This is a genomic window from Paenibacillus piri, assembly GCF_004354045.1.
Lineage (GTDB): Bacteria > Bacillota > Bacilli > Paenibacillales > NBRC-103111 > Paenibacillus_S > Paenibacillus_S piri.
In genome coordinates this window covers 311151-325070 of sequence record NZ_SMRT01000005.1, presented here as the reverse complement: position 1 = coordinate 325070, position 13920 = coordinate 311151, and the positions used below count along the sequence as shown (strand labels likewise).

The following is a 13920-nucleotide window of genomic DNA, read 5'->3' as shown; positions in this document are numbered from 1 at the left end:
TTCTTTCAAAAGCTTGCCTTTTAATTTAAGTATAGCCAAAGCCGCGAAATTATTAAGTACTATCTTTCTCTAGTACCCGGACATGAGCCCGGCTGAAGCGACAAGAAATTAACACACAACTATGCAACAAAAAAAATGGCCGCCATCCCGAAAAGATGAAAGCCATCCAATATACCGACATGCCGCTATTCCTTGCGATTACTGCCCGCCCGACCAGATATATGATACGGTTTGCGGATCCAATTCAATATCGGCCGCACCCACGCTGTCAAGCACATGCTCCTTATGTTTGCAGCCGACTACCGGATATACGGGAAATGGCTGCGCCAGCAGGCATGCCAGAGCAATCTGGTTTGGCGTCGCATGACGTTTTCTCGCGATCCGCTCCACCCGTTCCAGCCGTGCAAAATTCGTTTCGTTGGCGTACTTGCGGAACACGCTTGTCTTTGCCAATTCGGGCGTTACCGTCTGATCCCTGCGGTATTTGCCGCTGAAAAAACCGTTCGCCTGCGAGCTGTACGGAATGAGCGGCATCCCCGTTTCGGCATGCCAAACGATCAGCTCCCGGTCCGTCGCCACCATGGACGGATCTTGAATGGCGCCGGGACTAACGTCGCCTAAATTCCACAGATTGCTTGCGGCCGCAAAACCGGTATAACCTTGCTTCGCCGCATACTGCCTAGCTTGCTCCATACGGTCCAGCGACCAGTTGGAGCAGGCATAGTGGCGGATATTTCCTTTTCTGACCTGTTCCTCCAGCAGTTCGACGATCAGCTCGACCGGACGGTTCGGATCGTCGCGGTGCAAATAATAAAGATCGATATAGTCCGTTTGCAGACGCTGCAAGCTTCCTTCGATATCGTCGCGAATTTCACTGTCGGACAGCCTCGAGACCGCAGGCGTTTCGAGCCGCGGATGTCCGCCCTTTGTCGCCAGCACCATCCGGCTGCGGCTTCCTCTTTCCTTCATCCACTTGCCGATAAACCGTTCGCTGCTGTTCGGTTCGACAGGCAGCCAGTTCGCATACACTTCGGCCGTATCGAGGAAATTGCCGCCACAATCCGCATAAGCATCAACGATCCCGGACGATTCCCGTTCCCCGATCGGGGTGCCGAGGTTCGAGGTGCCCAGGCAGATGATCGATGCGTTCAAATCGGTATTCGGAATTATTCGATATTTCACCGTAAGTCTCCTCTCCGTATCAAAATCTCCTTCATTGTTATCATAATGCATATTAGGAGCGATTTCATTAACGAAGAGACGGATCAAAAAACAATCTAATTTGCCCCAACGCCCGATATCCAGACCGATAATCCGGTATAAGCGGGAGTCGAAGCCACCGTTGTTTCAGCGCCTGTCCGCGAGCTGCGATTTCCCGCGCGATTATTCGTTTGCTTCCGCTGCGGATACAGTTCCGCAAGCCCCCCGTTTCATGCCGAAATATGTTGTGAACCCGCGGCCCGCAAGGTATAATTAATCCAGTTACAATCAGCTTTACGCAGCATTTTACAGAGTGGGTGATAACGCATTTATGAACCGGAGAAGTTTTGTCAAAAAATTATTAATGTCCCTCGCCTTTTTATCGGCCGGAGCGTCCGCTTCGATCCCCTTTGTCCGGCGTTGGATGGTGGCCGCAGAGACCGAGTTTGAAGCGGGTAAGGCTGTACCCGGTCCGGCTCTCCCTGTCGAGGAGGCGGCCAAAGAGCCTCTCTTGTCCTTCTTTCTGCTGAGCGACCTTCACATCTCGGTCGGGGAATCGTCCATGACGGATAAGCTCCACATGGCGCTGAAGGACATTGCCGAATGGGAAACGCCGCTTGATACCGTTGTGCTCGGCGGCGATCTGACCGATTTCGGAAGAGCAAGCGATTACAAGCTGCTGAAGACGATTTTGAACGACTACAAGCTTCCGCAGCTTTACGCCAATATGGGCAACCATGATTATTATGACATATGGCTAACTTCGAAAGGAGCCTTTTCTACCGAAACGATGCCGAATGGCAAAACCGACAAGATGGCCCGCGACCGATTTATTACGTTCATGGCCTACTACAACAAAAAAGCTTACATCGATGCATGGATCAATGGCGTTCATCTGATTATGATGTCGCAGGAATGCTATGTGCAGGAAAAACCGGAGGTCGGCGAAGGCGCCTGGTATTCGGATGAACAGCTTGAATGGCTGCAGCAAATAATGAAAGTCCATGAAGACGGCCGGCCCGCAATCATCTTTATTCATCAGCCGCTGCCTGCGCCGGGTACGGACGGTCAATCCCACCGCTTGATCCGGGCCAAGCAATTCAGAGCGATTCTCGAGCCTTACCGCAATGTGTTTGTACTCTCCGGTCATAGCCACCGCAATTTTGTCGGCGAGGAGCATTATAACGCGGAAAATTCGTTTCATTGGATCAACAATGCTTCCGTTGGCCGGACACGCTCCGTTCCGGGCAGCTCGTCCAATCCGGCGCAAGGGTTGTATGTACAGGTTTACCCGCATCAGGTCGTGCTGCGCGGCCGCGAATTCAGCGATCGTTCCTGGATTGAATCCGCCGAGTGGCGCATTCCGCTTACGAAGATTTAGATCATCATACACGAATCAGAACCTTTTTACCCAGGAACATTTTCATGAGGTAGAAAGGTTTTTTGTTGGATTAAGTAGGAAATTGAAAAATTGTGTCGAATACGGATGTAAGAATTAGACACGTCCGAAGTTTTTACATTGTTGACAATAAGGTGGTCCTACTGTCTTGAACATTTTGCGGCATTTGCTTTTAAACATGTTGATTATCATTATGCCGGTCATGCTGTACCATGTGTTTTGGATAGACCGCGTCCATAAATTTCAACAGATCGTCAACCGGCAGATTATAACGATACTGTGCACTATCGCGTCGCTGCTGTGCATTGCGATGGGCCTGGAGCTGTCTCCCGGGCACGTGTACGATTTGCGGGGCGTTCCACTGGTCATCCTCATCCTGTATGCCGGTCGGAAATCCGCATGGTTTGCGGCTGCTGCGATACTGGCATTCCGTTTCTATTTGGGCGGGAGCTTGGCTGCTTGCCTGATGTCTGTCGTCTGCATCGTCGCAACCATGATCTTCATATCGCTATGCAAGCCGTTCATCACCGGTCAGAGCAAGCTCCGCAACGTTCTGTTTGCCGCCGCCGCCGGCTTTATCAGCGGCATCATCGTTTCCATTCCGGCTTTCCTCACTTTGCTGTGGGAAAACATCCCGATCACCTGGAGCACAATAGCTTTTTTCGGATTGTTCAGCTGCATTCACAGTGTTACACTCAGCTTGGCTATCTGGATCATCGAACAGTTTAAAACGAACCTCAGCCTCCGCAGGCAGTATCAGCAAAGTGAAAAAATGGACGCGCTAAGCGGGCTGGCCGCATCGTTCGCCCATGAAATCCGCAATCCGATGACCGTTGCCCGCGGCTTTATGCAAATGCTGAAGCAGCCCGGCATCAATGAGGAAAAACGGCAAATTTACACGCAAATGGTCATAGAAGAAATAGACAAAGCGCAGGCGATGATTACCAATTATTTGGCATTTGCCAAGCCTCATCTGGAGTCAATCGAGCTGTTAGACGCCAAACCGTTGATTCAGCAGGCGATCCAGTCGATTCTCTCCTATGCTTCCTTGAGCAAGGTTGAAGTAGTGGCGGAGATGGACGAGCGGCTGTTTATTAGCGTCAATAAAGAAAAATTTGTCCAGTGCATCGTCCAGCTGTGTAAAAACGGCATCGAAGCTATGCCCGGAGGCGGCAAACTGAAAATAAATGCCGCCGTACAGGCTGACTATGTGTGCATCGACATTATCGATCACGGCGTCGGAATGACGCCGGAGGAAATCCGCAGGCTGGGAACGCCCTTTTATTCCACACGCAATAAAGGCACCGGGCTTGGCATGATGGTTACATACAAAGCGATTCAAACTTTTCAGGGGAAAATCGACGTGACCAGCGAAGTCGGCAAAGGCACCTGCTTTTCGCTAATGCTCCCTTCGCTGTCTCCCGCATCCTTTCATTGAACGGCGGACGACGCCAATATATCCATCACTTCCTTGAACAACGGCAGCGATTTATTCGCTGCCGTTTCCGGCATGCCTCCGACCATAACAGCCGCCGCATACGCCGGATGCTCCGTCGGGCCGTAGCCGATGAACCATTGATTGACGCGGGGGCTGCCGCTTTTATCCGTCACCTGCGCCGTGCCGGATTTCCCTGCGAGCGACCACTTGGCGGATTGCAGCGATTTCCCGGTTCCATGATCCACCACATCGTCCATCCAGGACAGCAGCGTCTTCGCTGTTCCCGCCGAAATACCGCCCGGCAAGCCGCCGACCCGCTTCTCGGCGAACGCTTCCATCAGCCTGCCGTTTTGGAATCGGACCTCCTTCACGATCCGCGGCGACAGCACCTTTCCTTGCCGGAGCAGCGTCACAACCATGTTGGCGGCCTCCAGCGGAGTGATCATGACATCGCGCTGGCCGATCGCCGACTGCGCCTTTACCCCTCCATCCTCCTTCGGAGTCGATCCGGCAAATACTTGCCCGCCTTCCTCCGCATCCAGTTCCCGGAAGTCCGACGCCTGCATGAAATCTCCCTGCCAGCCAACCGGAACCGTTAAGCCGAGCTTGCGGGCGTACTCTTCCATCGTCGCTCCCTTCAGCTTTTCGGCTATTTTCGCAAACACAATATTGCAGGATTGCGCATATCCTTCCCGGAAGCTGATCCGGCCGTGGCCTTGTTTATTCCAGCAGGTTAGCCCGTATTTGCCCAACTCGCCGGTGCATTCGAACATGTCGTCAGGCTTGACCGCGCGCTCCTCCAAAGCGGCGGCCGCAGTCACGGTTTTAAAAATTGACCCGGGCGCCGCCGATTTCAACGCCCGGTTGCGCCATGCGCCCTGCTGCAGATCGACGTGCTGCGGGTTAAAATCGGGACGGCTGGCCATCGCGACGATATCCGCGTTGGCTGCATCCAGAACGACGACGGCGCCATCGCGAATTTGCAAAGCGTCCATCGCCTGCTCGATCTTGCGCTGGACCGCCGTATCCAGTGTCGTGACCACCTTCACCGGATAGTAGCCGTTCTGCGGCGTTACGATGCGCGCATCGAGACCTGGAAGCGGGTGCTTGGCCGCATCCGTAAACAGCGACACCGAAGTCGCCCCGATTCCCTGCAGCCACGGCTCGAACGTTTTCTCCAGCCCGGCCCCGCCAATTTTGCTCGTCAGCTGAAGCTCCCCGCGATGGATCTGGTCCGTATACTGCCGGGTAATCCGGTTCGGATCTTGTCCGATGAAGCCGATCACTTGGCTCGCGAGCTGCGAATCCGCATAACGCTGCTTCAAGCGGGTAACGGCCAGCTGGGGCAGCCCCAGTTCCGATATTTGTGCGATTTGCCGTTCGTTTAAAGCGACCTCCGCTCCATCGACGCTCCACACCCGAGGAGACTTCAACGGCCCGACAAACTGTATCCATACGGACTCCGGCACATGCAAAATATCCGCGATCCGCCTGTTTAACTCCTTACCGGCCTTTCCTTTATCCTGATGTACCGGAAACACGGTCAGAACTGGAATTTCCCGGCCGGTCAGAGGCTGCCCGCTGCGGTCATAGAAATCGCCGCGGCCGCTGTCCAGCACAATCCCTTGTTCCCGTTGAATAACCGAATTTTCCACCAGGTCGATCCCCCTGCTCGTCCAACTGCGGCTTGCCGCCACTTGAATCCAAAACAGCCGGATGTTTAAAACGACCAGCAGCGAAACGATTATAAGCAAAATATAAAATAAACGATGCTTTTTAAGCGGCTTCTCATGGTTCATACCGGGCACCCTTTCGCTTTTTCCGTTACAGTATCATTATGATCGGCTGCCGGACCGCTCAAACAATAAGCCGCCCGGTTTTTATAAGCTTTTTGCGGCGAGGCGCATCGGAAAACAATTGCGGCGTCCTTCATGTATAAGCTTCGTTTGTGCATGAAGAGGGAATCGGCAAATAAAAAACAATCTTTTTCACGGCAAGTACGCCATGAAAAAGATTGTTTCGTTCGAATAGTATAGTAACCGGAATATCACTCCGAGCCGCGTCCCTTTTAAACCTCGAATTTGGAGAGCGAGTCTTTCAACGAATTGGACAGCTGATCCAGCTTGTCCGACAAGCGGACGAGCCCGTCGCTAATATTCATCTGCTCGGAGCTGAGCGAAGCGACTTCCTGTGAAGTAGCCGAAGACTCCTCCGCCACGGCGCTCACGTTGGACATCGCATCGGACAAAACAAGCTGCGCCGCATCCAGATTGCTGATCGATTCCGTCACCTCGGACAGCTGGCCGATAAAGCCGCCCATGTGAGTCTGCACCTGCTTGAAGATCGAATCCGCCTCTTTAACGGATGCAATCTGCTCCTGGAAAATCGGATACGCTGTCGACAGAACGTTGACGGTTTCGTCAATTTCTCTTTGAATCGTTTCGGTAATGGTACCTACGATTTCGATCGATTGACGAGACTGGTCCGCGAGCTTGCGAATTTCGTCCGCAACCACCATGAATCCTTTGCCGGCCGCGCCTGCGCGGGCCGCTTCAATCGTCGCATTGAGCGACAAAATATTGGTCTGCTTCGAAACGTTGCTCAGCACTTCAAGAATTTTGCGAATCGAGCGCGTGCTTTCTTTCAAATTATCTACTTTCTCCACCATGTTGCGGGTCATCGCTTCCGTTGCATTCGTCTTGTTGATCAGCTCGGACATGTACTGTATCCCCTGCTCACTGGACTTCTGCACATCGGATGCGGCGGTTCCCATGACGACGTTGGCCTCGACAACGGCTTTCATTTGCACGCCGATGTTGTGAGTCAGCTCATTGCCGCGCTCCGACTCGACAGCCAGGCTGGATGCGCCGCCGGCGATTTCTTCGGTCGCAACGGCAATTTCCTTCGCAGACGTAGCCGTCTTCTTGGAGGCGTCCGACAGCTCTGTAGCGGTATAGAGCACTTCCTGCGCGGAAACGTTTGTCTGCTGCACCAGCGCCGTAATCTTTTGCATCATTTCGTTGAAGCTGTTGCCCAGCTGGCCGATTTCGTCCTGGGATTTCACTGTCATCCGGACCGTCAGGTTCCCCTGCTCGCCATCCTTCATCAGATTGCGAAGCGTAATAATCGGTCGTCCTATCATATTGGCGACAATGATCCCGATGACGACGGCTATGACAGCCGCGATCAACGCCATCACCCATGTTATGTATGATATGATTTTGGCATCCTTGATCAGCTCTTCGACCGGCATGGCGCCCATTAAATGCCATCCCGTTTTACCGGATTTGAAATATACGAGCTGCAAATCTTTTTTCACATTCATAATGTTGTGGTTTTCGCCTTCCAAAGAATCGGCTGCAACGTCGATTTTTGTTTTTTGTCCCAACGATGCCGCATCCTGGGAATAAACCACATTCATATCCGGTGAAAGAATCAGCGTCTGGCCGCCTTCTCCCATTTGGATTTCAGTCAGCTCTTTGCTCAGCACGTCCGTACTGATCTCGATCAACAGCACATTTTGCTGACTGCTGTTCGTCGTATTTTTAAGTACGCGCCCGATAGCGAATGTCGGTGTGGCGCCTGCGGTTTCGAAATAGCCTTTCGGTTTCGTTTCCAGCCATGCCGCCTTGCCGCCCTCGTCGACGATTTTTTTAAACCACGCCTCTTTATCGACATTTTCCTTCGGGGCCGCCGAGCCGCCCGCGGAGCTGACCGGCTCCCCGTTCATCGCAAACAAATGAAGCGCCTTGATCGATTTGTTGGCATAGGCGTAAACGTTCAGCTTTTCTCCTATTTTTTGCCGTGTTTGCAAGTAATCGAAAGAGTTTTTCTCCAAGCCGATGATCGCTGCCAGCAATTTCTTCATTTCTTCATCCAGCAGCAGCTGCATCGTTAAATCCTCATAATTGCCATATAGCAGATCAAGCTTTTGCCCCGCCTGTATAATAGTCTGCTCCGAGGCGTCCGCAACCTTTTTCTGAATAACGCCTTTGGAAATATTGTAGGAAGTAAAACCTACCGTAAGTACAAAAAATAATATGCTGACCAAAAAAATTAAAAATAATTTCATCCCTACGGATTTTATCGGATTTTCCAGCCGCATCCCTTTCAATGATCCGGGCACCCGTTCTGACGCTCCGTTGTTTCCCCCGCCGCTTGCCGCAGCTTGTCCTGCCGTGAACCGTTTACTGATCTTGGCTGTCCATTCCTTAAGTATAGACAGTATTCCTTTCAAAGGAACCACCACCTTAGCTGAAGTAATTGCTATGCTTGGAAAATATTACTTGTCCTGTCATGTTATTCGACAGATAAAGCCGTTTTCCTCCAAATAAATCGCTTTCACCACAAAAATAATAGTTCCACCGCCTTAATTTGAGCTCTTTTGACAATGTATAAGATTTCCTTTTCGACACTGTAGGATGATATTCCTTTTTGGCAAATTTGTCCATGGGTCCATTGTCCCATCATGAAATTTACAGCATAAATACTACCAAAGGTGGATTTATTTATATTAAATTTACTCCGATTATTTTCGGTTCTTGGCACGCCAACCACGTAAGTAAAACGCCTTGCGGCGTCCTTGGTGTAGGATATACGTTTGAGCGTGGGGAGGGATGGATGTGGGGTTACAGCCGTTGTTGAAGTCGTGTTCCTTCGATTAGACTGGACAGGGGGAACACGACTTCAAAGACGGCCCGTAAACTTTCCACCCCACATCCATACCCTCTTACTGTTCTACTCTTGTGTCTCCTGCTACCTCTTTTTTAACTAGCCGGTCTTCGATCCGGTATTTTCATAACCATGCACACCTTTGTCGTATCCCGGGTACATGGCTCCGCCGCAAGCTTCACATGCGAATTGCGGGGGCACTTCCGGGTCTCCATCATCCATCCTATCGAAGTCCCGGACCATACTAAGCGGTATTTGTTTCCCATGCTTCTTCACAATATTTTCCCAATGGTTATGTTCATCAAAAAATATTTGTCGTAAAATATTGGTCTCCATAACTCTACTTACCAAAAAACTTAAAAAGGGGAACACCTTGGTTCCCGGATTTTATACTTTCTATTATGTTTAAGAAAACCGTCAGGGAAGTTCGCCCTGACGGTCCTTGGTTCTAACCATACGTTGGTGCTTTGGGAGGGAAATGGGTATGGGGTTCCAATCGCTGTTGAAATCGTGTCCCATTGAATGTATGTAGCGGTATTGACACGATTTCAAAGGCGACCGCTATCGCTTTTCCACCCTATACCCATTTCCTTTCTGTTCTACCTTCTGCTTTACTTCTACCTCTTTCTTTACTGCACGGTTGTCGTACGTTTTCCACTCCCCGTTCTTCTTCATGCCTCCCATGGTAACCAACATATGAACATGGGGATTGAAGTTCAAGCGAGATCCGAATGTATGTAAGCCTGCAATGATTCCAGGCACTGCTTTTAATTTCTTCTCAAAATACGTTTTAACCAGCCGTACGGCCTCATCCATGTAATCCTTTAGCAATTTTCGGTGCGCAAAAAGACATCCCATAGCCCCTCATCGATCGTAAATACAACATGTCGATGATTCACTTGGACTACGTCTTCGCACATCAATCGGCTCCATTCCTCGGTTTCACCGCAAGAGCAAGTCGTGCAGAACCGACCTTTACACCGATAGGGCACCCATTTTATGTCATGGCAACCCTCGCAGACAAATACCTTAAATCCGTTCCTTGGGTCGCCGCATTTCCTGTACTTTTCTACCTCTTTTATAACAACGAAACGAATCTTCTTCTTATGCTTTGCCGAAAATGCATTCCAATTTCCATTTTCGTCAAATAGGATCTGTTTTAGAATATGCTGTCCATTCTCTTAAAGTAGCACAATCCCTTGCCTGAAGCCACTTTTTTTAGGAATCAATATTTATAAATTCTTATATTTTAAAAAAGCCCTCTCCTTAGGAAGAGGACTTTATCCGATTGCGACTTTATCGGGTTAAGACCCCCACCTCTAAGGCGGGGCTTGAATCAGGTGGGGTAGAGTCCCCATCTGATTCCCCGATGTTCAGCAAAGCTGAACGAGTTCACTGAACGGCTGTTGAATCAGGCTTTGCCCATCTTTTTACGCATCATATCGTAAGGCTTGACCGGCTGCTCCACCTTCAATTGAATCAGCAGCAGCGGATGACGGGCCGCATCGAGCGGTTGACCCGATTCGTCGTGAATCGGCGGCACCTGCTGTTTGAACAAGGTGCCATGCGGGCCGAAAAACTCAATCTCCTGCCCGGGCTTAAAATGATTGCGCTGCTGAATCGTCGCGATCCCGCTCGCTTCGTCATAAGCCATTACGACTCCGACGAAATCGTAAGGCGCCGCTTTATCCTCCGGTTCGAAAATATGATCCTCGTGATCCGGGTGGTCGTAGAAGAAACCGGTATTAAGCGGCCGATTCGCCGCCTTAAAAATTTCGTACCGCCACTCCGGCTTCAGCTCATAATGCTCCGGGTCGGCAAAATACGCGTCAATCGCCTGACGGTACGCATTGACGACCGTTGCGACATAATGAACGCTCTTCATCCGTCCCTCGATTTTGAAGCTGTCAACGCCGGACATCACAAGCTCCGGAATATGCTCGATCATGCACAAGTCTTTGGAGCTCATCGAAAAAGCGTCGTCGTTCTCGTTGAATAGCGGCAGCTCCTTGATGCCGACCGACTGCTGCCGGTCCTCTTCCGTCGTAAAGAGGTCGTACTTCCAGCGGCATGATTGCGAGCAGCCGCCGCGGTTCGAGTCGCGGTCCGTGAAATGGTTCGACAGCACGCAGCGGCCGGAATACGAGCTGCACATCGCTCCGTGCACGAACACTTCGATTTCGAGATCGACATTCCGCTTGATCTCGACAATTTCCTGCATGCTGGCCTCGCGGGCCAACACGACACGGTCAACGCCCTCCTCCTTCCAAAACTGCACCGCCTGCCAGTTCATCGTCGACTGCTGCGTGCTCAAATGGATTTCAAGCTTGGGCGCGACCCGTTTGCAGGTTTCGATAATGACCGGATCGGCTACAATGATCGCGGCGACGCCGGTATCCTGAATGGAGCGCAAATAATGTTCGATGCCTTCAATATCTTCATTATGGGCAAAAATGTTGGTCGCCACAAATACTTTGGCCCCGTACTTGTCGGCGAATTCGACCCCCTCGCGCATTTCCTCGAACGTAAAATTGTCCGCATTGGAACGCAGCCCGTACTGCTGCCCTCCGATATAAACCGCATCCGCCCCGTAATGGACGGCAAATTTCAGCTTCTCCAGGCTGCCTGCGGGCGCGAGCAGCTCCGGCTTCTCGAGCCGGACGCGCTTGCCCAGCAGCTGTTGGTTAACCAAGGTCATTGTTTCCACCCCTTTTCGATTTTGTATAAACGCTGAAGCTTAATATACCTGCTCTTTGTAGAAAAAGCCGTAAGACAATTCGCGCCGCGGGTCCTGCAGCTCCCGAATTGCATCGAGCCATTGCTCCTGGAACTCGTAATGCTCCGGATCGCGGATATAGGCGTCAATCGCCTGGCGGTAGCTGCGAACGACGGTTTCATTATATTCGACCGATTTGAGCAGAGCTTCGATTTTCAGACTGTCCACCTGTCCCTCGATCAGCTCATGCAAATTTTCAACCATACACATGTCGTCAGAGCTCATAATATGCGTTCCGTTCTCGTCTTCGTAGACCGGATAACGCTCATCCTTGCGCTCCTGCTCGATCAGAAATAGGCCCTGGTCAAGCCCCTTGTCCAGCTTCTGCGCGGCTCGGCCCTGATGGGCTTCGTAGTTCGTCACCAGGCTGCGCTTGGAGTGATATATATTCGTAACGCCATGCACTTGAACCTGGACTTCCATCGAGGTCAGCTTCCGTTTAATATCCAGCGTCTCGTCCATATTCAGCTCGCGGGCCAGCACGACGCGGACCGCTCCTTTGGAACCCCAATAGCCGGCCGTCTCGTAATTGGTCGACGTCATCTCTGCGTTCCAATGCAGCTTCATACCCGGCGCCGCATGGCGGACGGCTATCAATACGGCCGGATCGCCGAATACGAGCGCGTCGGCGCCCAGCTGCTGCACGTTCCGCAAATAGTCCGGCAGTGCAGGCAACAGCTCGTTGTCCATAATTTTATTTACGATTACATAGACCTTTGCGCCGCGTTCATGCGCCCAAGGAATCAGGCCGCCCAGTTCCTCCAGGGAGATGCTCCCCGGCAGCCGCATGCCGAAGCGATGCTCTCCGACGGATACCGCATCGGCTCCCGCTTCAATATACCGCTTCGCTTCGGAAACCGTGCCGGCCGATATATTCAGCTCCGGTGTGTTCATTCGGTTGTTCCTCTTTTCTCCATTTTGCTTGCTACTCCATTTTGCTTGTTACTCCATTTTGCTTGAATCGCCTAAGGACTATTTTTTTTGCTCTCTGCAATATTATGCTGATGCTGTTCGTACGTTTCGGCGAACAGATGCGCTTTGCTGCCGTCCTTTTTGGTAACGTAAAACATATATTTCGTATCCGCGGGATAAATCGCCGCTTTAATCGAGGCCAGGCTCGGACTCGCAATCGGCCCGGGCGGCAAGCCGGCATGAAGATAAGAATTATAAGGGCTTTCGACTTGCAAATCTTTTTCCAGCAAACGTTCTTTCGGCTTATCGAACATGTATTGAACGGTCGCGTCGATCTGCAGCGGCATTTTTTTGTTCAACCGGTTTTGGATGACTCCGCTCACCAGCGCCCGTTCGTCCTCGACGACCACTTCCCGTTCAATTAGCGAGGCGACCGTCATCATCTGGTGAAAGCTTTGGCCGCGCGCGGCGAGCGTCTGCTGCCAATTGTCGGGAAGCGAAGCCAGCTTTTTGTCAAGCTCCAGCATCATCATGTCGATCATTTCCTCGACCTTGATATCTTTTTTCCACTCATACGTCTCGGGAAATAAATACCCTTCAAGCCGGCTGCGAAGCTGCGGATCGGCGGGGATTTGCCCGAACGCCTTGGCCGTGAATCCGCTGAACTGCTGGGCGGCCTGCATGAACGACGCGGGATCGAGCCCGAACTGCTGGCCGACTTTATCGGCGATCTGCCTGACGGTAAACCCTTCGGGCACCGTAAGCTTGATTCCCTGCTCCTTGACCGTCAAGCCTTTATTCAACGTATCGATAATGGCGTCGTTCGTTATGCCGGGAGCCAGCTCGTATTCTCCTGCCTGAAATTTACCGCCCTGCTGCTTAACCTTCAAATAATATGAAAACACGCCCGCATCCCGTATCAAGCCTTGACGCTCGAGCGTTTGCGCAATTTGCGCGGAGCCTATGCCCGGGACAATCTGCACGCGCACAGCCTGTTCCGAGGCCGGCATCGGCTGCAGCAGCTGCCAAACGTACAGCCCTATTCCGGTTAATCCGGCGGCTCCCAGGATCAAGACCGTCACAACGATCCGGGTTACAATCGATATTCGTTTTCCGGCAACCACTTAAACTCCTTTCGACTACGTAAGCATATACAACGAAAAAGAGCGGATCGTCTCCGCTCGGCCGTTTTCAAACAAGTTGTAGTCTACTTTACATCATTTTCGGGAAATGTCATTTCGTCGTACAGCTCGGAAACATTTTCCCATTCGTCATCGTCTTCTATCGTTTCCAATTCCGGCTCGCCGTCTGCTGCGAAGGTTACCCGGTATATTTCGGGCTCCGCCTCCTTGGCCCGCTCCTGTCGGAGCACCGCATACATTTGGTCGCCCAGTTGAAATTCGGAAAGAAGCTTATACACAACGGATTGATCGCGGTCATCATACAAAATAATATCATCTCCGTAGGCGCTCTGCAACCTGTCCGTTCGTTTCATATCCTTTAACTGGTACAAAAAGGCTCCTC

General features: G+C 51.6%; 9 protein-coding genes and 1 pseudogene. 2 read left to right on the top strand and 8 right to left on the bottom strand.

Annotated elements, in window-relative coordinates; translation table 11 throughout:
• Window positions 1-198: 198 nt before the first annotated feature.
• A complete protein-coding gene (locus tag E1757_RS13990; RefSeq protein ID WP_165972114.1) occupies window positions 199-1182 on the bottom strand; it encodes an aldo/keto reductase in 984 nt (327 codons plus the stop codon).
• A 349-nt stretch (window positions 1183-1531) separates the two neighbouring features.
• Here E1757_RS13990 and E1757_RS13985 point away from each other — a divergent pair, with 349 nt between their 5' ends.
• Window positions 1532-2581: a metallophosphoesterase family protein gene (locus E1757_RS13985; protein WP_133229021.1), complete on the top strand. Its 1050-nt coding sequence runs from the start codon at window positions 1532-1534 to the stop codon at window positions 2579-2581.
• A gap of 166 nt (window positions 2582-2747) precedes the next feature.
• On the top strand, window positions 2748-4037 hold the full coding sequence (locus E1757_RS13980) for an ATP-binding protein (protein WP_133229020.1): 1290 nt from the start codon (window positions 2748-2750) through the stop codon (window positions 4035-4037).
• Here the strand turns inward: E1757_RS13980 and E1757_RS13975 are convergent.
• The 7 genes and pseudogenes from E1757_RS13975 to E1757_RS13940 all read right to left on the bottom strand — a co-directional run bounded on the left by E1757_RS13975 (window position 4031) and on the right by E1757_RS13940 (window position 13909).
• Window positions 4031-5836: a peptidoglycan D,D-transpeptidase FtsI family protein gene (locus tag E1757_RS13975; RefSeq protein ID WP_133229019.1), complete on the bottom strand. Its 1806-nt coding sequence runs from the start codon at window positions 5834-5836 to the stop codon at window positions 4031-4033. The genes E1757_RS13980 and E1757_RS13975 overlap by 7 nt on opposite strands.
• A gap of 269 nt (window positions 5837-6105) precedes the next feature.
• Window positions 6106-8109, bottom strand: coding sequence for a methyl-accepting chemotaxis protein (locus E1757_RS13970; protein ID WP_425464839.1), 2004 nt, complete (start codon window positions 8107-8109; stop codon window positions 6106-6108).
• A 1241-nt stretch (window positions 8110-9350) separates the two neighbouring features.
• Window positions 9351-9874 (bottom strand): annotated as a pseudogene (locus E1757_RS37190) (IS91 family transposase); the annotation flags it as partial.
• Window positions 9875-10119: 245 nt separating this feature from the next.
• Entirely contained in the window at window positions 10120-11406 is a 1287-nt protein-coding gene (locus E1757_RS13955; protein ID WP_133229017.1) for a peptidase U32 family protein, read from the bottom strand.
• Between the two features lie 39 nt (window positions 11407-11445).
• On the bottom strand, window positions 11446-12378 hold the full coding sequence (locus E1757_RS13950) for a peptidase U32 family protein (RefSeq protein ID WP_133229016.1): 933 nt from the start codon (window positions 12376-12378) through the stop codon (window positions 11446-11448).
• Between the two features lie 71 nt (window positions 12379-12449).
• The gene (gene mltG, locus E1757_RS13945) at window positions 12450-13520 is read right to left on the bottom strand and encodes an endolytic transglycosylase MltG (protein WP_133229014.1); all 1071 of its coding nucleotides are present in this window, start codon (window positions 13518-13520) and stop codon (window positions 12450-12452) included.
• 83 nt (window positions 13521-13603) lie between these two features.
• Window positions 13604-13909, bottom strand: coding sequence for a DUF1292 domain-containing protein (locus E1757_RS13940; protein ID WP_246079190.1), 306 nt, complete (start codon window positions 13907-13909; stop codon window positions 13604-13606).
• Window positions 13910-13920 lie beyond the last annotated feature (11 nt).